General features: G+C 74.0%; 20 protein-coding genes. 19 read left to right on the top strand and 1 reads right to left on the bottom strand.

The genetic code is table 11. The features are described from left to right. Nucleotides 1-60: 60 nt before the first annotated feature. The 18 genes from pyrR to ACWAT2_RS01045 all read left to right on the top strand — a co-directional run bounded on the left by pyrR (nucleotide 61) and on the right by ACWAT2_RS01045 (nucleotide 20,147). Nucleotides 61-672, top strand: coding sequence for a bifunctional pyr operon transcriptional regulator/uracil phosphoribosyltransferase PyrR (gene pyrR / locus ACWAT2_RS01130; RefSeq protein WP_402371760.1), 612 nt, complete (start codon nucleotides 61-63; stop codon nucleotides 670-672). After that, nucleotides 669-1,670 (top strand): aspartate carbamoyltransferase catalytic subunit, encoded by a 1,002-nt coding sequence (locus ACWAT2_RS01125; protein WP_402371761.1) that lies wholly within the window; start codon nucleotides 669-671, stop codon nucleotides 1,668-1,670. The genes pyrR and ACWAT2_RS01125 overlap by 4 nt, the downstream gene beginning before the upstream one ends. Continuing rightward, complete coding sequence (locus ACWAT2_RS01120) at nucleotides 1,667-2,998, top strand: dihydroorotase (protein ID WP_402371762.1); 1,332 nt, start codon at nucleotides 1,667-1,669, stop codon at nucleotides 2,996-2,998. Before ACWAT2_RS01125 ends, ACWAT2_RS01120 begins: the two co-directional genes overlap by 4 nt. Next, nucleotides 2,995-3,549: a PH-like domain-containing protein gene (locus tag ACWAT2_RS01115; RefSeq protein WP_402371763.1), complete on the top strand. Its 555-nt coding sequence runs from the start codon at nucleotides 2,995-2,997 to the stop codon at nucleotides 3,547-3,549. Before ACWAT2_RS01120 ends, ACWAT2_RS01115 begins: the two co-directional genes overlap by 4 nt. Continuing rightward, nucleotides 3,546-4,826, top strand: coding sequence for a glutamine-hydrolyzing carbamoyl-phosphate synthase small subunit (gene carA / locus ACWAT2_RS01110; RefSeq protein WP_402371764.1), 1,281 nt, complete (start codon nucleotides 3,546-3,548; stop codon nucleotides 4,824-4,826). The genes ACWAT2_RS01115 and carA overlap by 4 nt, the downstream gene beginning before the upstream one ends. Beyond that, nucleotides 4,826-8,206 carry a carbamoyl-phosphate synthase large subunit gene (gene carB, locus ACWAT2_RS01105; protein ID WP_402371766.1) on the top strand — a complete coding sequence of 1,127 codons (3,381 nt, stop codon included), beginning with the start codon at nucleotides 4,826-4,828 and terminating at the stop codon, nucleotides 8,204-8,206. Before carA ends, carB begins: the two co-directional genes overlap by 1 nt. Next, nucleotides 8,203-9,096: an orotidine-5'-phosphate decarboxylase gene (gene pyrF, locus ACWAT2_RS01100; protein WP_402371767.1), complete on the top strand. Its 894-nt coding sequence runs from the start codon at nucleotides 8,203-8,205 to the stop codon at nucleotides 9,094-9,096. Before carB ends, pyrF begins: the two co-directional genes overlap by 4 nt. Nucleotides 9,097-9,277: 181 nt before the next feature. Beyond that, nucleotides 9,278-9,589: an integration host factor, actinobacterial type gene (mihF, locus tag ACWAT2_RS01095; RefSeq protein ID WP_402371768.1), complete on the top strand. Its 312-nt coding sequence runs from the start codon at nucleotides 9,278-9,280 to the stop codon at nucleotides 9,587-9,589. A 22-nt stretch (nucleotides 9,590-9,611) separates the two neighbouring features. Beyond that, a complete protein-coding gene (gene gmk, locus ACWAT2_RS01090) occupies nucleotides 9,612-10,259 on the top strand; it encodes a guanylate kinase (RefSeq protein WP_402371769.1) in 648 nt (215 codons plus the stop codon). A 100-nt stretch (nucleotides 10,260-10,359) separates the two neighbouring features. Then, nucleotides 10,360-10,695, top strand: coding sequence for a DNA-directed RNA polymerase subunit omega (rpoZ, locus tag ACWAT2_RS01085; protein WP_402371771.1), 336 nt, complete (start codon nucleotides 10,360-10,362; stop codon nucleotides 10,693-10,695). Nucleotides 10,696-10,717: 22 nt separating this feature from the next. Further along, the gene (gene coaBC / locus ACWAT2_RS01080) at nucleotides 10,718-11,953 is read left to right on the top strand and encodes a bifunctional phosphopantothenoylcysteine decarboxylase/phosphopantothenate--cysteine ligase CoaBC (protein ID WP_402371772.1); all 1,236 of its coding nucleotides are present in this window, start codon (nucleotides 10,718-10,720) and stop codon (nucleotides 11,951-11,953) included. A 75-nt stretch (nucleotides 11,954-12,028) separates the two neighbouring features. Then, nucleotides 12,029-13,243, top strand: a complete 1,215-nt coding sequence (metK, locus tag ACWAT2_RS01075; RefSeq protein ID WP_402371773.1) for a methionine adenosyltransferase — start codon at nucleotides 12,029-12,031, stop codon at nucleotides 13,241-13,243. 26 nt (nucleotides 13,244-13,269) lie between these two features. After that, the gene (locus ACWAT2_RS01070; protein WP_402371775.1) at nucleotides 13,270-15,399 is read left to right on the top strand and encodes a primosomal protein N' family DNA-binding protein; all 2,130 of its coding nucleotides are present in this window, start codon (nucleotides 13,270-13,272) and stop codon (nucleotides 15,397-15,399) included. After that, nucleotides 15,399-16,040, top strand: a complete 642-nt coding sequence (locus tag ACWAT2_RS01065) for an HAD family hydrolase (protein WP_402371776.1) — start codon at nucleotides 15,399-15,401, stop codon at nucleotides 16,038-16,040. The genes ACWAT2_RS01070 and ACWAT2_RS01065 overlap by 1 nt, the downstream gene beginning before the upstream one ends. A 9-nt stretch (nucleotides 16,041-16,049) precedes the next feature. Continuing rightward, nucleotides 16,050-17,009: a methionyl-tRNA formyltransferase gene (fmt, locus tag ACWAT2_RS01060; protein WP_402371777.1), complete on the top strand. Its 960-nt coding sequence runs from the start codon at nucleotides 16,050-16,052 to the stop codon at nucleotides 17,007-17,009. Then, nucleotides 17,006-18,547, top strand: coding sequence for an RsmB/NOP family class I SAM-dependent RNA methyltransferase (locus tag ACWAT2_RS01055; RefSeq protein WP_402371778.1), 1,542 nt, complete (start codon nucleotides 17,006-17,008; stop codon nucleotides 18,545-18,547). Before fmt ends, ACWAT2_RS01055 begins: the two co-directional genes overlap by 4 nt. A gap of 81 nt (nucleotides 18,548-18,628) precedes the next feature. Next, the gene (locus ACWAT2_RS01050; protein ID WP_402371780.1) at nucleotides 18,629-18,880 is read left to right on the top strand and encodes a helix-turn-helix domain-containing protein; all 252 of its coding nucleotides are present in this window, start codon (nucleotides 18,629-18,631) and stop codon (nucleotides 18,878-18,880) included. Next, the gene (locus ACWAT2_RS01045) at nucleotides 18,867-20,147 is read left to right on the top strand and encodes a HipA domain-containing protein (protein ID WP_402371782.1); all 1,281 of its coding nucleotides are present in this window, start codon (nucleotides 18,867-18,869) and stop codon (nucleotides 20,145-20,147) included. Before ACWAT2_RS01050 ends, ACWAT2_RS01045 begins: the two co-directional genes overlap by 14 nt. Before the next feature lie 3 nt (nucleotides 20,148-20,150). Here the strand turns inward: ACWAT2_RS01045 and ACWAT2_RS01040 are convergent, their stop codons facing one another. Continuing rightward, nucleotides 20,151-20,669: a GNAT family N-acetyltransferase gene (locus tag ACWAT2_RS01040; RefSeq protein ID WP_402371783.1), complete on the bottom strand. Its 519-nt coding sequence runs from the start codon at nucleotides 20,667-20,669 to the stop codon at nucleotides 20,151-20,153. Between the two features lie 119 nt (nucleotides 20,670-20,788). Between ACWAT2_RS01040 and ACWAT2_RS01035 the strand changes: the two genes are divergently transcribed. Further along, nucleotides 20,789-21,196 carry a YciI family protein gene (locus tag ACWAT2_RS01035; protein WP_402371784.1) on the top strand — a complete coding sequence of 136 codons (408 nt, stop codon included), beginning with the start codon at nucleotides 20,789-20,791 and terminating at the stop codon, nucleotides 21,194-21,196.

Genomic DNA, 21,196 nt, shown 5'->3' with positions numbered 1-21,196 from the left:
TTACAGTGAGCGGGACAGACCCCCTTTAACACCGTCCTGTGAGGCGGAGAAGGAGTCCCGTTGAGCTCTGGTCCTGCCCTGCCCGCAGACTCTGACCCGGACGGTACGACCGTCCTCGGCGCGAGCGACGTCGCCCGCGCGCTGACCCGCATCGCCCACGAGATCGTCGAGCGGGCCCGAGGGGTGGACGACCTCGTCCTCCTCGGCATCCCGACCCGCGGCGTGACCCTCGCCCGGCGACTGGCCGAGCGGCTCGCCCAGATCGACCCGGCCTTCGACGTCGACGCCCGCGTCGGCGAGCTGGACGTCACGATGTACCGCGACGACCTGCGACGCCAGCCCACCCGTGCCGTCGGCGTCACGCGCCTTCCTGCGGCAGGCATCGAGAACAGGACGGTCGTGCTCGTGGACGACGTGCTCTTCTCCGGACGCACCATCCGTGCCGCCCTCGACGCGCTCGGCGACCTCGGCCGGCCGCGGGCGGTGCGGCTCGCCTGCCTCGTCGACCGCGGCCACCGCGAGGTCCCGATCCGTCCCGACTTCGTCGGCAAGAACCTGCCGACCGCCCAGAACGAGCGCGTGCGAGTACGCCTCGCCGAGGTCGACGACGTCGCAGACGCCGTGGTGATCGCCGGCCGGGACGACGCGGCGGGCAAGGAGTCGGCGCGATGAAGCACCTGCTGTCCACCGCGGACCTGTCCAAGGAGGAGGCCGTCGGGCTCCTCGACACCGCGGCCCAGATGGCCGCGACCCAGTCGCGGGAGATCAAGAAGCTGCCCACGCTGCGGGGACGGACCGTCGTCAACCTCTTCTTCGAGGACTCCACCCGCACGCGCATCTCGTTCGAGACGGCCGCCAAGCGGCTGAGCGCCGACGTCATCAACTTCTCCGCCAAGGGCTCCAGCGTGTCCAAGGGCGAGTCGCTCAAGGACACCGCGCTGACGCTGCACGCGATGGGTGCCGACGCCGTCGTCGTGCGCCACTGGGCGTCCGGCGCGCCCTACCAGCTGGCGCACGCCGGCTGGCTCGACGCCGCGGTGCTCAACGCGGGCGACGGCATGCACATGCATCCCACCCAGGCGCTGCTGGACGCCTACACGATCCGCCGCCACCTCGCGGCACGCGGCTCGGGCCTGGCGGGCGACGGCGGTGACGGGGTCGGCGCGGACCTCTCGGGCCTGCGGGTCGCCATCGTGGGGGACGTGCTCCACTCGCGGGTGGCGCGTGCCAACGTCGCGCTGCTGCGCACCCTCGGTGCCGAGGTGACGCTCGTCGCCCCGCCCACGCTGGTGCCCGTCGGGGTCGGGGCCTGGCCGTGCCGCACCTCGTACGACCTCGACGCCACCCTCGACGAGTGGCGCCCCGACGCGGTGATGATGCTGCGGGTCCAGCGTGAACGGATGTCCGGCGGCTCCGGGTCGTTCTTCCCCAGCCCGCTGGAGTACAGCCGCTACTACGGCCTGGACGCACGCCGGCTGGCGCGGCTCGCCGACCACGCCATCGTCATGCACCCCGGTCCGATGAACCGTGGCCTGGAGATCTCGGCCGAGGCCGCCGACTCCGACAAGGCCGTGATCGTCGAGCAGGTCGCCAACGGCATCGCCGTGCGCATGGCGGCCCTCTACCTGCTGATGGCCGGCGACAGCTCGGCAGAAGGGAACGACCTGTGAGCACCGACCCCACCACGTACGTCCTGCGGGGCGCGCGTCCCCTCGACGGAGACGCGGTCGACGTCGTCCTGGCCGACGGTGTCGTCACCGAGATCACCGCGGCGGGCACCGCCACGGTCCAGGGTGCGACGGTGGTCGACGCCGTCGACCACGTCCTCCTTCCCGGGCTCGTCGACCTGCACACCCACCTGCGTGAGCCGGGGCGCGAGGACGCCGAGACGGTGGCCTCGGGGACCCGGGCGGCCGCCGTCGGGGGCTTCACCGCGGTGCACGCGATGGCCAACACCTCCCCGGTCGCGGACACCGCCGGCGTCGTCGAGCAGGTGCACCGCCTCGGCGAGCAGGCCGGCTGGGCCGACGTCCACCCGGTCGGTGCCGTGACCGTCGGTCTCGACGGCGTGCGGCTGGCCGAGCTGGGGGCCATGGCGGACTCCGCGGCGCGCGTCCGCGTCTTCTCCGACGACGGCAAGTGCGTGCACGACCCGGTCCTGATGCGCCGGGCGCTGGAGTACGTCAAGGCGTTCGACGGCGTGGTGGCGCAGCACGCCCAGGAACCCCGGCTCACCGAGGGTGCCCAGATGAACGAGGGGGTCGTCTCCTCCCAGGTCGGCCTGACCGGCTGGCCCGCCGTCGCCGAGGAGGCGATCATCGCCCGTGACGTGCTCCTCGCCGAGCACGTCGGCTCCCGCCTGCACGTGTGCCACCTGTCCACGGCCGGCTCGGTCGAGATCATCCGGTGGGCGAAGTCACGCGGGATCGACGTCACGGCAGAGGTCACGCCGCACCACCTGGTCCTCACCGACGAGCTGGCCCGCACCTACGACCCCACCTTCAAAGTCAACCCCCCGCTGCGAACGGCGGCCGACGTCGAGGCGGTGCGACAGGGCCTGGCCGACGGCACGATCGACATCGTGGCGACCGACCACGCACCCCACACGCGCGAGGACAAGGACTGCGAGTGGGGCGCCGCGGCGTTCGGCATGACCGGTCTGGAGACCGCGCTGAGCGTGGTCCAGCAGACCATGGTGGACACGGGCCGGCTGACCTGGGCGGACGTCGCCCGGGTGCTCTCCGCCAACCCTGCCCGCATCGGCCGGGTCGAGGCCACGCAGGGACGGCCGATCGCGGTCGGCGAGCCCGCCAACCTCACCCTCGTCGACCCGGCGGCGACGCGCACGGTCGACGGCGCCGAGCAGGCGACCGCCAGCGGCAACACCCCGTTCCGTGGGCGCGAGCTGCCCGGCCGGGTCGTGGCCACCTTCCTGCGGGGACGGGCCACCGTGCTCGACGGGGCACCGGTCGACGCCGACGTGGTGGGTGCGCGATGAACCTGCCGATGCCCGTGGCGGTCGGGATCTGGATCGTGCTCGGCCTGGCGCTGCTGCTGCTCGTGCTGACCGGTCGGCGCCGGATCGCCGCGCGCACGAGGCACCTCGTGCCGAGGCCTCCCGAGGTGCCTGGTGCGGACGGCGCGCTCGGCGCGCTCCGGCTCGGCCCCCTCGAGGCGACCTACGTCTCCAGCACCCTGGCGGGCGACTGGCTCGCCCGCGTGGGGACCCACGGTCTCGGCGACCGCAGCGCGGCCGAGGTGACGGTCCTCGACGGCGGCATCGTCGTCGACCGCGACGGCAACCCGCCGCTGCTCGTCCCGGCGGCCACGCTCTTCGACGTCGGCACCGCCCCCGGCATGGCCGGCAAGTACGTCGGCGGTGACGGGCTGGTCGTCCTGACCTGGTCCGTGCCGTCCGACGGCGAGACCGACGCGACGCTGCTCGACACCGGGCTGCGTCCGCGCTACACGGCCGACAGGGCGCGGCTCGTCGAGGCGGCCAGCTCCCTCATCACCCCGTCCACCCCGAGCACGAAGGACACGAAGTGACCTCCAGCACCAGCACCGACCCGGCGGTCCTCGTCCTCGAGGACGGCACGGTCGCCCGCGGCGTCGCCTACGGCGCACGCGGCACCACCGTCGGCGAGATCGTCTTCTCCACCGGGATGACCGGCTACCAGGAGACGCTGACCGACCCGTCGTACCACCGCCAGATCGTCGTGATGACGGCCCCGCACGTGGGCAACACCGGTGTGAACGACGACGACCCCGAGTCCCACCGGATCTGGGTCGCGGGCTACGTCCTGCGCGACCCGGCACGACGCACCTCGAGCTGGCGCTCGCGCGGCGACCTGGCCGACGAGCTCGCCGAGCAGGGTGTCGTCGGGATCGCCGAGGTCGACACCCGGTTCGTGACCCGTCACCTGCGCGAGCGCGGCGTGATGCGCGCCGGGATCTTCTCCGGCGACGACCTGCTGCGCGACGGCGTCGAGCGTGCCGTCGACGACCTCGTCGCGCAGGTGCAGGACGCGCCGCCGATGGCGGGCGCAGACCTCGCCCGCGAGGTCACGACCCCCGAGGCCTACACGGTGGAGCCACGCGGCCTGCCCGAGGGGTCGGACGCGGTCGCGACCGTCGTGGCCGTCGACCTGGGGATGAAGTCGATGACACCGGCGCGGCTGGCTGAGCGCGGCGTGCGCGTGCACGTGGTGCCGCAGTCGATCACCATCGCCGAGGTGGAGGCGCTGCTGCCTGCCGGGAGCCCGGTCGGCGTGTTCTTCTCGAACGGCCCGGGCGACCCGTCGGCGGCGACCGCCGAGATCGACCTCCTGCGCCAGGTCCTCGACCGGCGGATCCCGTTCTTCGGCATCTGCTTCGGCAACCAGCTCTTCGGCCGGGCGCTGGGCTACGGCACCTACAAGCTCGGCTACGGTCACCGTGGCATCAACCAGCCCGTGATGGACCGGACCACCGCCAAGGTGGAGGTGACCGCCCAGAACCACGGGTTCGCCGTCGACGCCCCGCTGGACGCGGTGAGCACCGCGCCCTACGACCTGGAGCGAGACGACCAGGGCGCCGAAGGAGCCCGGTACGGCCGCGTGATCGTGTCCCACGTGGGTCTCAACGACCAGGTGGTCGAGGGACTCACCGCGCTCGACCTGCCGGCCTTCTCGGTGCAGTACCACCCGGAGGCCGCTGCCGGACCGCACGACAGCGCCTACCTGTTCGACCGTTTCGTCGAGCTCATGACCACCCGCGAGCCCGTGACCGTGCCTGCCAGCGCCCTCGCGCTGCTGGCCGGCGGCTCCGGCGACAAGGAGAACTGATGCCCCGCCGTTCCGACCTGACCTCCGTCCTGGTCATCGGGTCCGGCCCGATCGTCATCGGCCAGGCCTGCGAGTTCGACTACTCCGGCACGCAGGCCTGCCGCGTGCTGCGGGAGGAGGGCCTGCGGGTCGTCCTGGTCAACTCCAACCCGGCCACGATCATGACCGACCCCGAGTTCGCCGACGCCACGTACGTCGAACCGATCACCCGGGAGGTCCTGACCACCATCATCGCCAAGGAGCGGCCCGACGCGCTGCTGCCCACCCTCGGCGGCCAGACGGCCCTCAACGCGGCGATCGAGCTGCACGAGGCCGGCGTCCTGGACGAGTACGGCGTGGAGCTGATCGGCGCCAACATCGCGGCCATCCGCAAGGGCGAGGACCGCGAGGAGTTCAAGGGCGTCGTCGAGCTGTGCGGCGGCGAGTCGGCCCGCTCGAAGATCATCCACACGGTCGACGAGGCCGTCGTGGCGGCGGACGACCTCGGGTACCCGATGGTCGTGCGCCCGTCGTTCACGATGGGCGGCCTCGGGTCCGGCCTGGCCTACGACGAGTCCGACCTGCGCCGGATCGTCGGTCAGGGGCTGCACTACTCGCCGACCACCGAGGTGCTCCTGGAGGAGTCGATCCTCGGCTGGAAGGAGTACGAGCTCGAGCTCATGCGCGACAAGGACGACAACGTCGTCGTGGTGTGCTCCATCGAGAACGTCGACCCCGTCGGCGTGCACACGGGCGACTCGGTCACGGTCGCCCCCGCGATGACGCTGACCGACCGCGAGTACCAGAACCTGCGCGACATCGGCATCGCCGTCATCCGTGAGGTCGGCGTCGACACCGGCGGCTGCAACATCCAGTTCGCGGTGGACCCCGAGTCCGGGCGCGTCATCGTCATCGAGATGAACCCGCGCGTGTCGCGCTCGTCGGCCCTGGCGTCCAAGGCCACCGGCTTCCCGATCGCGAAGATCGCCGCGAAGCTGGCCATCGGCTACACGCTCGACGAGATCCCGAACGACATCACGGGGGTCACTCCGGCGAGCTTCGAGCCCACCCTGGACTACGTGGTGGTCAAGGTGCCGCGCTTCGCGTTCGAGAAGTTCCCGGCCGCGGACGACACGCTGACGACCACGATGAAGTCGGTGGGCGAGGCGATGGCCCTGGGCCGCAACTTCACCGAGGCGCTCGGCAAGGCGCTGCGCAGCATCGACAAGGGCGGCGTCGACTTCCACTGGCAGGGCGAGGCGCCGTCCGGTGACGCGCTGGCCGAGCTGCTCGCCGACATCGCACGGCCGACCGAGCAGCGGCTCGTGGGAGTCCAGCAGGCGCTGCGTTCCGTCGTCGCGGGCCACGCCACGCTCGAGCAGGTCTTCGACGCCACGAAGATCGACCCGTGGTTCCTCGACCAGATCCTGCTGATGAACGAGGTGGCCGAGGAGACCGCTGCGTCGCAGACGCTGACGACGGACGTGCTGCGCCGGGCCAAGCGGCACGGGCTGTCCGACGTCCAGGTCGCGCAGCTGCGCAAGATGGGGCCGGGCGGCGAGGCCGCGGTGCGCGAGGCACGGCACGGGCTCGGGGTCCGTCCCGTGTACAAGACGGTGGACACCTGCGCGGCCGAGTTCGCCGCCACCACCCCGTACCACTACTCGTCCTACGACACGGAGACGGAGGTCGCACCGCGCGAGCGCGAGGCGGTCATCATCCTGGGCTCGGGGCCGAACCGGATCGGGCAGGGCATCGAGTTCGACTACTCGTGCGTGCACGCGGCGCTGACGCTCAAGGACGAGTACGAGACCGTCATGGTCAACTGCAACCCCGAGACGGTCTCGACGGACTACGACACCTCGGACCGGCTCTACTTCGAGCCGCTCACCCTCGAGGACGTCCTGGAGGTCTACGCCGCCGAGCTTGCCGCGGGACCGGTCAAGGGCATCATCGTCCAGCTCGGCGGCCAGACGCCGCTGGGCCTGGCGCAGCGCCTCGCGGACGCCGGCCTGCCGATCCTCGGCACGACGCCCGAGGCGATCGACGCCGCCGAGGACCGTGGGCTCTTCGGCCAGGTCCTGGCCGACGCCGGTCTGCCCGCACCCGCGTTCGGCACCGCCCGGTCGCTGGGACAGGCCCAGGAGGTCGCCGAGCGGATCGGCTACCCCGTCCTCGTGCGTCCGTCCTACGTGCTCGGCGGCCGCGGGATGGAGATCGTGTACTCCGCCGAGCAGCTCACCGGCTACGTCGAGCGAGCGCTGGCGGACGCCGCCACGGTGGCCGCGGCGAAGGCACCGGGCACGCTGCCCGCGCCGCTGCTCATCGACCGCTTCCTCGACGACGCGATGGAGATCGACGTCGACGCCCTGTTCGACGGCGAGGAGCTCTTCCTCGGCGGCGTCATGGAGCACATCGAGGAGGCGGGCATCCACTCGGGCGACTCCGCCTGCGTGCTGCCTCCCGTCTCGCTGAGCGAGTCCGAGATCGAGCGGATCCGTCGCTCCACCGAGGCGATCGCGCGCGGCGTCGGGGTGCGCGGCCTGCTCAACGTCCAGTACGCGCTCGTCTCGGACGTCCTCTACGTCCTCGAGGCGAACCCGCGCGCCTCGAGGACGGTGCCCTTCGTCTCGAAGGCGACCGGGGCGTCGCTGGCCAAGGCTGCCGCCCGCGTCATGGTGGGCGAGTCGATCGCCGACCTGCGGGCCGAGGGCATCCTGCCGGCGGTGGGCGACGGCGGCATGCTCGATCTGGGTGCGCCGCTCGCGGTCAAGGAGGCGGTGCTGCCGTTCAAGCGGTTCCGGACCGCCGACGGGCAGGTGGTGGACACGGTGCTCGGGCCGGAGATGCGTTCCACGGGCGAGGTCATGGGCTTCGACAAGGACTTCCCGCACGCGTTCGCCAAGTCGCAGGCCGCGGCGTTCGGCGGTCTGCCGACGTCGGGCACGGTGTTCGTCTCGGTGGCCGACCGCGACAAGCGGTCGATCGTGTTCCCGGTCAAGCGCCTGGCGGACATCGGCTTCGAGATCCTCGCGACGGCGGGCACGGCCCAGGTGCTGGCACGCAACGGCATCGAGGCGACGACGGTGCGCAAGCACTCCGACGGTGCCGGCCCGGGCGGCGAGCCGACGGTGGTCGACCTCATCAGCGAGGGACGGGTGGACCTCGTGGTCAACTCCCCGTCGGGCCAGGGCGCGCGGGCCGACGGCTACGAGATCCGGGCGGCCACGACCGCGGCGGACAAGCCGATGGCCACCACGGTGGACCAGCTGGCCGCGGCGGTGCAGGCCATCGAGGCGGTCAGGGGCGGGCCCTTCGCCGTGGCGAGCCTGCAGGAGCACGACGCGGCGGCGCAGGTGCGCCGTGGGCTCGCCGGGGCGGTCGCCGGGGCCGGGGCGTGAGCGCCGCGAGCGTGCCGCGTGCCGCGCGGCTCCCGTTCGGGGCCCGGCTCGCGGCCGCGATGGACGAGCTCGGCCCGTTGTGCGTGGGGATCGACCCGCACCCGTCGTTGCTGGCCGACTGGGGGCTGCCCGACGACGCCGAGGGCGTGCGTCGGTTCGGCCTGCGCGTCGTCGAGGCGCTGGGCGGCCACGTGGCGGCGCTCAAGCCGCAGGCGGCGTTCTTCGAGCGGCACGGTTCCCCGGGGGTGGCCGCCCTCGAGGAGGTGGTCGCCGCCGCGCGGACGGCGGGCACGCTGACGATCGTGGACGCCAAGCGCGGTGACATCGGCTCGACGATGGGCGGGTACGCCGAGGCGTTCCTCGCCGACGGCTCCGCGCTCGCCGGTGACGCGGTGACGCTCTCGCCGTACCTCGGCTTCGGGTCCCTGGCCCCCGCGGCGGATCTCGCGGCGGCCACGGGCCGGGGCATCTTCGTGCTGTGCCTGACCTCGAACGCGGAGGGTCACGAGGTGCAGCACGCCGTCGGTCCGGACGGGGTCAGCGTCGCGGCGAACGTCGCGGCCCGGGCGTCGGCGCTCAACGCCCCGGCGGTGTCGGCCGGTCTGCCGATGGGTTCTGTCGGCCTGGTGGTCGGCGCGACGATCGGCGACGCGGCGCGGCGCACCGGGGCCGACCTCGAGGCGGTCGGCGGCCCGCTGCTCGCCCCGGGCGTCGGAGCCCAGGGAGCGGGGGAGCGTGAGCTGGCCGACGTGTTCGGTGCGGTGCGCCGCAACGTGCTCGCCTCGTCCTCGCGCGGGGTCCTTGCGGCGGGTCCCGACCCGACGGCGTTGCTGCGTGCCGCGCAGCGGTCGACGGCGGAGGTCCGGGCGGCGCTGCGCGCGCGGCCCTGACCGGCGGTGATGTCGGAAGAGTCACACGGCACGCCCGGTTCGCCGCGTTTGAGTCGCTATGCGGGGTGGAATCTGGCGTTCGTCGCGCCGCAGGAGGCCCCAGCGATTGCCGCCGCCGCAGGTCGTGGCTACTTTCGAGTGAGCAGTACGTCCTGTCGGTTCGATTGAGTAGGTGACTTGCGTGGCCCTTCCTCCACTCACCCCGGAACAGCGTGCGGCGGCCCTCGAGAAGGCGGCCGAGGCACGACGCGTCCGGGCGGAGATCAAGAACCGTCTGAAGTACTCCCAGGGGTCGCTGCGGGAGGTGATCGAGCAGGGCCAGGCGGACGACGTCGTGGGCAAGCTCAAGGTCGTCTCGTTGCTGGAGTCGCTCCCCGGAGTCGGTAAGGTGAAGGCTCGGGCGATCATGGAAGAGATCGGGATCGCCGAGACCCGCCGTGTCCGTGGCCTCGGGCCGCACCAGGCCCAGGCGCTCATCGAGAGGTTTGGCTGAGATTTCCGCATCACCTGCCGGCATGCCGGCTCCCCGAGGCGCCGCTCCTGACGACGACGCCCTGCGAGGGCCGGCACGGCTGACCGTGCTGGCCGGACCCACGGCCGTCGGCAAGGGCACCGTCTCGGCCGACATCCGCGCCCGCTACCCGCAGGTGTGGCTGTCGGTCTCGGCCACGACGCGGCCACCACGACCGGGCGAGGTGCACGGTGTGCACTACCTGTTCGTCGAGCCCGAGGAGTTCGACCGGATGGTCGCCGCGGGGGAGATGCTGGAGTGGGCGGTGGTGCACGGCCGCCACCGCTACGGCACCCCTCGCGGCCCGGTCGCCGAGCATCTGGCCGCCGGCCGTCCCACCCTGCTGGAGATCGACCTCCAGGGTGCCCGGCAGGTGCGCGACGCGATGGGTGCGGCGGGCCTCGACGCGCAGTTCGTGTTCCTGGCCCCGCCGAGCCACGAGGAGCTGGTGCGCCGGCTCGTGGGGCGGGGGACCGAGAGCTCTGCCGAGCGCGAGCGCCGGCTGGCCACGGCCGCGGTGGAGATGGCGGCCGAGCCCGAGTTCGACGTGACGATCGTCAACGACGACGTCACGCGGGCCACGGACGAGCTGGCGCGGCTGCTGGGCGTGCGAGCCCAGGACGGCGCACCCGCGACCTCCCGGTCTGCTTGATCGCGGCGGGTAGACTGGGCGACGACTTCCCCCCTGAACTTCCGGTGGCCCCCGCCACCGGTCCGTACGTCTGCTTGGAGTGACACTCATGGCCGGAACCGTGCCCCAGCCCATCGGCATCACCGACCCGCCGATCGATGACCTGCTCACGCACAGCGAGTCCAAGTACGGCCTGGTGCTGTACGCCTCCAAGCGTGCCCGTCAGATCAACGCGTACTACGCCCAGCTCAACGAGGGCCTGCTGGAGAACGTCGGGCCGCTGGTGGACACCCGCATCCAGGAGAAGCCGCTGTCGATCGCGATGCGCGAGATCAACCAGGGCCTGCTCACGGCGGAGCCTGCCGAGCCGGCTCCTGAGCAGCCGACCACGCCGTCGCTCCCCGAGGGCGTGGAGGTCGTGGACTCCGAGCAGGCCGCCGGCGACGAGATCGTCTGATCCGGACCCCCGGCGCGCCGCGATGAGGATCCTGCTCGGAGTGAGCGGCGGCATCGCCGCCTACAAGGCGGTGCTTCTGCTGCGGCTCCTGCGCGAGCAGGGGCACGCGGTGCGCGTGGTGCCGACCGCTGCCGCGCTGCGGTTCGTAGGCGCGCCGACGTTCGAGGCGCTCTCGGGCGAGCCCGTCAGCACCGAGGTGTTCGACGACGTCCCGGGCGTCCAGCACGTCGGGCTCGGCCAGGAGGCCGACCTGGTCGTGGTGGCACCGGCCACCGCGGACCTGCTGGCCCGGGCCGCGGCCGGCCGCGCGGACGACCTGCTCACCTCGACCCTGCTGGTCGCCCGCTGCCCGGTCGTGATGGCCCCGGCCATGCACACCGAGATGTGGCAGCACCCGGCCACGCGGGCGAACGTCGAGACCTTGCGCGGCCGGGGCGTGCACGTCATCGAGCCGGCCAGCGGTCGGCTGACCGGCGCCGACACCGGCGCGGGCCGCCTGCCCGAGCCCGAGGACATCGCTCGTGCGGCGCTGGAGGCTGCGGCGGTAGGGGCGGACGCCTCCGTCCGGCACGACCTCGCCGGCCGGCATGTCGTGGTGTCCGGCGGTGGCACGCGCGAGCCGATCGACCCGGTGCGCTTCATCGGCAACAGGTCCAGCGGACGCCAGGGCGTCGCGCTGGCGCAGGCGGCCGCGACGCGGGGCGCGCAGGTGACGCTCGTCGCGGCGAACCTGGCCGCGGACCTGACGGCACCGTTGGTCGCCGCCGGCGTCTCGGTGCGGGCGGTCGGCTCGACGGCCGAGCTGCGCGAGGCCGTGCGTTCCGCGGCCGAGAGCGCCGACGCCGTCGTCATGGCGGCGGCCGTCGCGGACTTTCGTCCGAGCGCTCCGCCGCGGGCCAAGATCAAGAAGGTCGCGGGCTCGTCGCCCGCCCCGATCGAGCTGGTGGAGAATCCCGACATCCTGGCCGAGCTGGCTGCGCATCGTCTCCGCGCCGACCAGGTCGTGGTGGGTTTCGCGGCCGAGACCGGCGGCGACGGGACCTCCGTCCTGGAGCACGGGCGCGCGAAGGCACGGCGCAAGGGCGCCGACCTGCTGGCCGTGAACGCGGTGGGCGAGAACCTGGGGTTCGGCACGGACGTGAACGACGTGACGGTGCTGGACGCGCACGGTGAGACGGTGGCCGCCGTCGCGGGCTCCAAGCGCGAGGTCGCGGACGGGCTCTGGGACGCTGTGGCCAAGATTCTGACCGACATGTGAGACGTTCCCATGCTGTGAGACGTTTTCGGGTGGATCTGCTGGGTCTACGGCATCCGGGGACGTAGGCTGGGCGGCATGAGCGATGCGCTGCGCCTCTTCACGTCCGAGTCCGTGACGGAGGGTCACCCGGACAAGGTGTGCGACCAGATCTCCGACGCCATCCTGGACGCGCTCCTCGCGCAGGATCCCCGCTCGCGGGTGGCGGTGGAGACCATGGTGACCACCGGGCTGGTGCACGTGGCCGGCGAGGTCACCACCGAGGCGTACGTCGAGATCCCCCAGATCGTGCGCGAGGTGGTCCGAGGCATCGGCTACACCTCCTCGGTGATCGGGTTCGACGGTGATTCGTGCGGGGTGTCGGTGTCCATCGGGCAGCAGTCGCCGGACATCGCCCAGGGTGTCGACACCGCCCTCGAGCGCCGCACCCGCGCCGCCGAGGCCACGGCGGACGACCTGCTCGACGCGCAGGGCGCGGGCGACCAGGGGCTCATGTTCGGCTACGCCACCGACGAGACGCCGTCCCTGATGCCGCTGCCGATCTGGCTGGCGCACCGCCTCGCGGAGCGGCTGGCCGAGGTCCGCAAGTCCGGTGCGGTGGCGGGGCTGCGGCCCGACGGCAAGACGCAGGTCACGATCGGCTACGACGGCGACCGGCCGGTGAGCCTGGACACGGTGGTGCTGTCCACCCAGCACGACGCCGACATCGAGCAGGACAAGCTCTTCCGCGAGGTGGCCGACCACGTGATCGACCCCGTGGTCGACGAGGTGGCCGCGTCCGTGGGCCTGGCGACGTCCGACGTGCGCCTCATCGTCAACCCGACCGGCAAGTTCGTCGTCGGCGGGCCGCAGGGCGACGCCGGGCTGACGGGTCGCAAGATCATCGTCGACACCTACGGCGGGATGTCTCGGCACGGCGGGGGGGCCTTCTCCGGCAAGGACCCTTCGAAGGTCGACCGCTCGGCCGCGTACGCCATGCGGTGGGTGGCCAAGAACGTCGTGGCCGCGGGTCTGGCGCGGCGCTGCGAGGTGCAGGTGGCGTACGCGATCGGCAAGGCGCACCCGGTCGGTCTGTACGTCGAGACGTTCGGCACCGAGACGGTCGCACCCGAGCGCATCAGCGCGGCCATCGGCGAGGTGTTCGACCTCCGCCCGGCGGCGATCGTGCGCGACCTGGACCTGCTGCGTCCCGTCTATGCCACCACGGCGGCCTACGGGCACTTCGGTCGTGAGCTCGACGGCTTCACCTGGGAGCGCACCGACCGGGTGGACGCGCTGCGCGCCGCGGTGTGAGCGCCGGTGCGTGGTTGCATGGTCCCGTGACGACCGCTGACGAGCCCGAGCAGCCCGCGCTGCTCGGGCTCGACGACGTGCCGGCGGCCCCGGCGCCCCGCAGGCGCGGCCGCGCGAAGCAGCCTGCCGGTCCGGCCGCCGTCGACCCGGTGGCCCGGGTGGTCCTCGATCTGGCCCCGGCCCACCTCGACCGCGAGTTCGACTACCTGGTCCCCGCCCCGCTGGCCGACGACGCCGTGCCGGGCGTGCGGGTGCGCGCGCGGTTCGGCCCGCAGGAGGTCGGCGGCTACCTCGTGGGCCGCGCGGCGACGTCCGACCACGACGGGCGGCTGGTGGCCCTGCGGCGTGTCGTCTCGCCCGATCCCGTGCTGGCCCCGGAGGTGCTGGCGCTGGCACGCCGGGTGGCCGAGCGGTACGCGGGGACGCTGTCGGACGTGCTGCGCCTCGCGGTGCCACCGCGGCACGCCCGCGTCGAGGCCGAGGTGCTGGCCGCGCTCGCCGAGCAGACGAACGACGGGCAGGCACCGCCTCCTGCCTCCCCGTCCGACGGTGACGGCTGGGCGGGCGTGTGGGCGCCGTACCGGGGCGGGGAGGCGTTCAGTCGCCGGGTGCTGGCCGGACAGGCTCCGCGGGCCGTGTGGACGCCTCTGCCGGGCCTGGCGGCCGGCCCCGAGGGTCCGGCGCGCACGCCGCACTGGGCGGCCGCCGTGGCGCACACCGTGCGCGCGTGCCTGGCGGGCGGGCGTCGCGCCCTGGTGGTGGTGCCCGACGCCCGCGACGTCGACCGGGTGTGCGCCGCGCTGGCCGTCGCGGGCGTGCCCGACGTGGTGCGGCTGCAGGCCGACGACGGCCCCGCGCCGCGCTACCGGGCGTTCCTGCACGCACGGCACGGTCTGGCGGCGGCGGTGGTCGGCACGCGCGCGGCGATGTTCGCCCCCGTGCCGGACCTGGGCCTCGTGGTGCTGTGGGGCGACGGCGAGGAGACGCTTGCCGAGCCGCACGCCCCGTACCCGCACGCCCGGGAGGTCCTGGCGCTGCGCAGCGAGCTGCAGGGCGCGGCGTTCCTGCTCGGCTCGCCCGGCCGGACCGTCCAGGCGCAGGCGCTGCTGGCGCACGGCTGGGCGCAGGAGATCGGCGCCCCGCGCGACGTCGTACGCTCCCGGGCGCCGCGGGTGCGCGCCCTGACGTCCGTGGAGCTGGCCCGCGAGGGCGCCGGTGCGGCCGCGCGGCTGCCGAGCGCGGCCTGGCGGGCCGCCCGCGACGCGCTGGCCCACGGCCCGGTGCTCGTCCAGGTGCCCCGGACCGGCTACCTGCCGGTGGTGGCGTGCGCGCGGTGCCGGACGGCGGCACGCTGCGAGCACTGCCACGGCCCGCTGGGGCTGCGCGGGGCGAGCGCGACGCCGCAGTGCACCTGGTGCGGCCGGCTCGCCGGGGGGTGGCGCTGCACCGAGTGCGGGCACGACCGGGTGCGGGCCGTGCGGGTCGGCTCGGAGCGCACGGCCGAGGAGCTGGGGCGCGCCTTCCCCGGCGTCCCGGTGCGGGTGTCGGCGTCCTCCGCGCCCGGCGGTGTGCTGGACCACGTCGACGCGGCCCGGGCGCTCGTGGTCGCCACTCCCGGCGCCGAACCGGTGGCCGAGGACGGGTACGCCGCCGCGCTGCTGCTCGACGCAGCGGTCGCCACGGCGGGCACCGGCCTGGCCACCGCCACCGAGGCGGCGCACCGTTGGCTCGCCGCCGCCGCCCTGGTGCGACCCGCACCCCAGGGGCAGGTCCTGCTGGTGGGTGACGCCGCGCCGGCCCCGACCAGCGCCCTCGTGCGCTTCGACGCGCCGGGTCTGGCCGAGCGCGAGCTGGACGAGCGCCGCGAGCTGGACCTGCCGCCCGCCGTGCGCGTCGCCGCCGTCACCGGTCAGGTCGACGCGGTGCGCGCCGTCGTCGCCCGCGTCGGGCTCGCCACGCCCGAGGCCGTGCTCGGCCCGGTCGACCTGCCCGACGACGGCACCCGGCTCGAGCCGGCGGTACGTGTCGTGGTGCGCGTCCCGCTCGCCCAGGGCACCGAGCTCGCCCACCAGCTGCGCGCCTCGATGGCTGTGCGCGCCGCCCGCCGCGAGGGCGGCAGCGCTCGTGTCCAGCTCGACCCCGCGGAGATGCTCTGATGGCGACCGACCCCGCGACCGCCCGCGGCCCGGTCGAGGCCGTGATCTACGACCTCGGCAACGTGCTGGTGGGATGGGACCCCTACGGGGCGTTCGACGGACTGGACCGCGCCGCCGTCGACGCCTGGATGGCCGACGTCGACTTCGCCGCGTTCAACCACGCCCAGGACGCGGGCCGCACGTGGTCCGAGGCGGTCGCCCACCTGGAGGCCACCCGACCGCACCTCGCCGCGTACGCCGAGCGCTACCGCACCGCGTACCCCGGCACCCTCACCGGCCCCGTGCCCGGGTCGGCGGAGCTCGTCGACGAGCTCGACGAGCTCGGGCTGCGCCGGTACGGGCTGACCAACTGGGCCGCCGACACCTTCCACCACGCGGTGCCGGCCGCACCCGCCATCGGTCGGCTGGGTGACGTCATCGTCTCCGGCCAGGTGGGCGTCGCCAAGCCCGACCCGGCGATCTTCCGCCTCGCCGCCGGACGCTTCGCCGTCGACCCGGGGCGCACCGTCTTCGTCGACGACACCGCCCGCAACGTCGAGGCCGCCCGCACCGTCGGGTTCCAGGCCGTGCACTTCACCGGCACGCCCGCGCTGCGGACGGCGCTCGCCGACCTCGGCGTCCCGGTGCGGCGCCGGCCCTAGACTTGTGCGGTGCGTCTGCTCTTCGCCGGAACCCCGGAACCCGCCGTCCCCGCGCTGCGTGCGCTGATCGACTCCCAGCACGAGGTGGCCGCCGTCCTGACCCGGGCCGACGCCCGTGCCGGACGTGGTCGCCGCCTCGTGCCGAGCCCCGTGCGCGTCGCCGCCGAGGAGGCGGGCATCGAGGTGATCACGGACGTGCCCCGCGGGGAGGACTTCGTCGCCCGCCTGCGCGACCTCGACGTCGACGTCGCCCCCGTGGTGGCCTACGGGCACCTGCTACGCCCCGACGTCCTGGCCGTGCCCCGCCTCGGGTGGGTCAACCTGCACTTCTCGGTGCTGCCCGCGTGGCGCGGTGCCGCCCCGGTGCAGCACGCGATCCTCGCCGGCGACGAGGTCACCGGCGCCACCACGTTCCTGCTCGACGAGGGCATGGACACCGGACCCGTCCTCGGCACCGCCACCGAGACCGTCCGCCCCCGCGACACGTCCGGCGACCTGCTCGCCCGGCTCGCGGTCTCCGGTGCGGAGCTGCTCGTGGCGACCCTGGACGCGCTGGGCGCCGGCCGGCTCGCACCCCGGCCGCAGGCCGCCGAGGGCGCCTCGGTCGCCCCCAAGATCACCCGTGAGGACGCCCTGGTGCAGTGGGACGAGCCGGCGCTCGCGGTAGACCGGCGCATCCGTGCGGTCACGCCGGCCCCCGGCGCGTGGACCACGCTCCCGGCCGACGACGACACGCCGGGGCCACGTCTCGGCGTCGGACCCGTGCGCCCGCGGCCCGAGGTCACCGACCTCGGGCCAGGCCGGGTACGTGCCACCAGGACCGAGGTGCTGGTGGGCACCGCCACGCACGCCGTCGCCCTCGGCGACGTGCAGCCGGTCGGCAAGCGGCCGATGCCGGCAGCCGACTGGGCACGCGGCGCCGGCCGTGCCGTGCTCGCCGCCGACGCAGCGCTGGGAGGCACGCGATGAACGTCCACCGTGACGAGGACCGGGACGGCGACCGGCGGGACGCGCGCGGCCGCCAGCGCGGTGCGGCCCGCTCCCGCAGCCAGGGACACCGCACCTCCCAGGCACCCTCGCAGCGCCGCCGGGCGACCGACCCGGCCCGCACCGCCGCCTACGACGTGCTGCGCGAGGTCGACGCCTCGGACGCCTACGCCAACCTCGTGCTCCCGCCGCTGCTGCGCGAGCGCCGCATCACCGGCCGGGACGCCGCGTTCGCCACCGAGCTCGCCTACGGCACTCTGCGCCTGCAGGGCCGCTACGACGCGATCCTGGCCCACTGCGTCAACCGGCCCCTGGACCGGCTCGACCCCGAGGTCCTCGACGTGCTGCGCCTGGGCGCCCACCAGGTGCTCGGCATGCGGGTGCCCGCCCACGCCGCCGTCTCGGAGACGGTGGGGCTGTGCCGCGACCGCGTCGGCGCAGGCCCGGCGCAGATGGTCAACGCCGTCCTGCGCGCCGTCGGGCGCACGAGCCTCGACGACTGGCTCGACCGGCTGCGCACCGAAGCCCCGGACGAGACCACCGCGCTCGCGCTGACCGGCTCCCACCCCGTGTGGATCACCCGCGCCCTGCGCGAGGCCCTGCACGGCTCCGGACGCTCCGTGGACGAGCTCGCCGACCTGCTGCAGGCCGACAACACCGCACCGCGCGTCACGCTCGTCGTGCGGCCCGGGCTGGTCGGACCCGACGAGCTGACCGGCAGCGCGGAGACCGACGTGCGCCTCACGCCCGGCCGCTGGGCACCCACGGCACAGGTGCTCGCCTCCGGGACCGACCCTGCCGCCCTCGAGCCCGTGGCCGACGGACGCGCCGGCGTGCAGGACGAGGGGTCCCAGCTCGTCACCCTCGCGCTGGCCGCCACGCCGCTCGAGGGCCGCGACGAACGCTGGCTCGACCTGTGCGCCGGACCGGGCGGCAAGGCCGCGCTCCTCGGGGCGCTCGCGGCCCGGCAGGGCGCCCGGCTCGTGGCCAACGAGGTCCAGCCGCACCGCACACGTCTCGTACGCCAGGGGCTGCGCGCCGTGCCCCAGGAGACGGTGGAGGCCGTGCGTACCGGGGACGGCCGTGAGGTGGGCTCCGACGAACCCGGCGCCTACGACCGCGTGCTCGTCGACGCGCCGTGCACCGGCCTGGGTGCGCTGCGCCGGCGACCCGAGTCCCGGTGGCGGCGCACGCCCGCCGACCTCGGCACGCTCACCGGGCTGCAGGGCGAGCTGCTCGCCTCCGCCCTCGACGCCGTGCGACCCGGGGGAGTGGTGGCGTACGTGACGTGCTCGCCCCACCTGGCCGAGACCCGCCTCGTGGTGGACGACGTGCTGCGCCGGCGCGACGACGTCGAACGCCTCGACGCCCGTGCCGCGGTGCGTGACGTGCTCGTCCCGCACGCCGAGATCGACCTGGGGGCCGACGGCGGCGGCGCGGACGGGCTCGACGCGCAGCTCTGGCCGCACGTGCACGGCACCGACGCGATGCACCTGACGCTGCTGCGCCGGACGGGCTGACAGGTATTCCTTGCGATCTGGCGTTCGCCAGGATAAAGTGGCAGAACGTTTCTGCCAGAATAGCCTGTCATCGGAGGAGCCATGCCCGGCGAACCGTCCCGCTGGACCCAGCCACGAGGACCACGCGACCTCGGACGCTTCGTCCAGCAGGCGCGCCGACGACGCGGCCTCAGCCAGGTGGCGCTCGCGGACGAGCTCGGCCTCACCCGGCAGTACGTCTCCGAGGTGGAGTCCGGCGTCGGGAACCTCTACATCACACGGCTCTTCGAGATCTTCGACGAGCTCGGCATCGACGTACGCCTGGAGGAGCGGACGGCCGATGCTGACGCCTGAGCTGGACGCATGGCTGTACGGCAGTCGCGTTGCGCGCTTCACCGCGCGCGACGTGGGTCGTGCCGCACCCCGCGTCGAGCTCACCTGGGACCCCGACGCCGTCGTCCGCTGGGGTTACGGCGCCCGGGTGCTCTCCCACCTCCTGCCCATGGACCCGGACGATCCTCCGCCGCCTGCCCGCGTCACCGCGTGGCTCGACGGGCTGATGCCCGAAGGGCGCGTCCGTGACCACATGGCCATGGACGCCGGAGTCGACCCCGAGGACGTCGTCGGCTTCTTCAGTGCCTACGGCGGGGACACCGTCGGTGCGCTCGAGTTCGTCCCCGTCGGTGCCGCGCCGCGATCGGGCACCGTCAGCGACCAGCCGCTCGACGGGGCGGGCATCGCCACACTCCTGCGTGCGAGCGTCGCCCGTGCCGGAGGGCAGGGCCGCACGCAACGTCTCACCAGCTCGCTGCCCGGGATGGAGCCGAAGATCGGCCTCGTCCACGCCGACGGCGGGTGGTGGCGGGCTTCCCCGGAGCAGCCGACCACCCACATCCTCAAGGTCGCCCGCGCCGCGGGATCGCCCACCGCCGACCTCGTCGACACCGAGGCCGCCTCGCTCGACCTCGCCCGTCGCATCGGCCTGACGACGGTCGACGCGCGCGTCGAGACGTTCGGCGACATGCGCTGCATCGTCGTCACCCGCTACGACCGGGTGCCCGACGACGGCGTGCCCGGCGGGCTGCGACGCATCCACCAGGAGGACTCCGCCCAGGCGCTAGGCATCAACACCCGCGACCCGGAGCGCAAGTTCCAGCACGGGCGCGCCCTGCCGTCGCTCGCCCGGATCGCCCAGGTCCTGCGCGACGACGGCGCCAGGCCGGACCGGCTGCTGGCGCTCACCGCGCTGAACCTCGCGCTCGGGAACACCGACGCCCATGCGAAGAACATCTCGCTGCTCCGCCGCGAGGACGGCACCGTCGCGCTCGCTCCCGCCTACGACGTCTCGATGCACCTGCACCACTCCCACGCCTCGCGCGTCTTCGCGATGGACGTCGCGGGGGAGCGGGACATGGACTCGATCACGGGGGAGCACCTCGTCGCGGAGGGCGTCTCGTGGGGCCTGCCGCGCCGTCGTGCCGAACGCGTCGTCGCGCGGACGCTCGACGACCTCAGGACCGCGCTGGACGAGATCGACCGCGGTCGGCACCCGGGCGTCCCGGCCGAGGCCTGGCGGACCGTCGTCGACCACACGGACGTCCTGCGGACGTCGGTGGGCTGAGCGTCAGTGGAGGGAGCGTTGCAGCAGCATCGTGCTGACGCTGCGCCCGTGCTTGACCCCCACGTCGCGCAGCACGCCGGCCACCTCGAAGCCGAGGCGGCGGTGCAGCGGCAGCGATCCTGCCGCTGCCGGGTCGTCCGCGACGACGGCGACGACCTCGCGCACACCGGCCAGGGAGCACGCGTCGAGCAGCGCGGAGAGCAGCCGGGTGCCGACCCCGCGCCGCTGCGCCGCGGGGGAGAGGTAGACCGTCGTCTCGACGGTATGCCGGTACGCCGCCTTCGGACGCCACGGAGCGGCGTAGGCGTACCCGACGACGACGCCGTCGACCTCCGCGACGAGGAACGGCAGCCCACGGTCGTGCAGGTCGTCCAGCCGGGCCTCCCAGGCCGGGACCCCAGGAGGATCCTCGTCGAACGTCACGGCGGTGCCCAGCACGTACGGCTCGAGGATCGCGGCGACGGCAGGCAGGTCGTCCGGGGTGGCGGGACGGACGAGCGGCCGGGCGGCGGGTGTGTCCACGGCGCGAGAGTACCGGGGCCCGGTCAGGATGATGCGTGACCGGATGTCGAGAACGCCGGCTCGGCTCCGTCCCCGGGACGAGAGCGGCCACGACGGCCGCCACGACGAAGGAGCGAACGATGGCGAAGTACCTGCTGCTCAAGCACTACCGGGGTGCGCCGGCCTCGGTCAACGACGTGCCGATGGACCGGTGGACGCCCGACGAGGTCTCCGCGCACGTCCAGTACATGAACGACTTCGCGGCCCGGCTCGAGGGCACCGGCGAGTACGTCGACAGTCACGCTCTCTCCCCGGAGGGCATGTTCGTGCGGTACGACGGCGAGGGGCGGCAGCCGGTGACCGACGGCCCGTTCCCGGAGACCAAGGACCTGATCGCGGGCTGGATGGTGATCGACGTCGAGAGCCAGGAACGAGCCGTGGAGCTGGCCGGGGAGCTGTCGGCGGCGCCCGGTGCGGGGGGCCGTCCGATCCACGAGTGGCTCGAGCTGCGGCCGTTCCTCACCGAACCGCCGACCGTCATGGAGTGA

The sequence above is a fragment of the Isoptericola sp. GX10416 genome, assembly GCF_056590155.1.
The sequence above is the reverse complement of the archived record's forward strand: the minus strand, read 5'-3'. Positions and strand labels throughout refer to the sequence as shown.

What these genes read in the sequence shown, in the direction of transcription:
- ACWAT2_RS01055 (WP_402371778.1), top strand. Translation starts at nt 17,006, where the DNA reads ATGAACGTCCACCGTGACGAGGACCGGGACGGCGACCGGCGGGACGCG.
- ACWAT2_RS01035 (WP_402371784.1), top strand. Translation starts at nt 20,789, where the DNA reads ATGGCGAAGTACCTGCTGCTCAAGCACTACCGGGGTGCGCCGGCCTCG.
- coaBC (WP_402371772.1), top strand. Translation starts at nt 10,718, where the DNA reads ATGAGGATCCTGCTCGGAGTGAGCGGCGGCATCGCCGCCTACAAGGCG.
- ACWAT2_RS01065 (WP_402371776.1), top strand. Translation starts at nt 15,399, where the DNA reads ATGGCGACCGACCCCGCGACCGCCCGCGGCCCGGTCGAGGCCGTGATC.
- ACWAT2_RS01115 (WP_402371763.1), top strand. Translation starts at nt 2,995, where the DNA reads ATGAACCTGCCGATGCCCGTGGCGGTCGGGATCTGGATCGTGCTCGGC.
- gmk (WP_402371769.1), top strand. Translation starts at nt 9,612, where the DNA reads ATGCCGGCTCCCCGAGGCGCCGCTCCTGACGACGACGCCCTGCGAGGG.
- carB (WP_402371766.1), top strand. Translation starts at nt 4,826, where the DNA reads ATGCCCCGCCGTTCCGACCTGACCTCCGTCCTGGTCATCGGGTCCGGC.
- ACWAT2_RS01045 (WP_402371782.1), top strand. Translation starts at nt 18,867, where the DNA reads ATGCTGACGCCTGAGCTGGACGCATGGCTGTACGGCAGTCGCGTTGCG.
- ACWAT2_RS01050 (WP_402371780.1), top strand. Translation starts at nt 18,629, where the DNA reads ATGCCCGGCGAACCGTCCCGCTGGACCCAGCCACGAGGACCACGCGAC.
- ACWAT2_RS01125 (WP_402371761.1), top strand. Translation starts at nt 669, where the DNA reads ATGAAGCACCTGCTGTCCACCGCGGACCTGTCCAAGGAGGAGGCCGTC.
- metK (WP_402371773.1), top strand. Translation starts at nt 12,029, where the DNA reads ATGAGCGATGCGCTGCGCCTCTTCACGTCCGAGTCCGTGACGGAGGGT.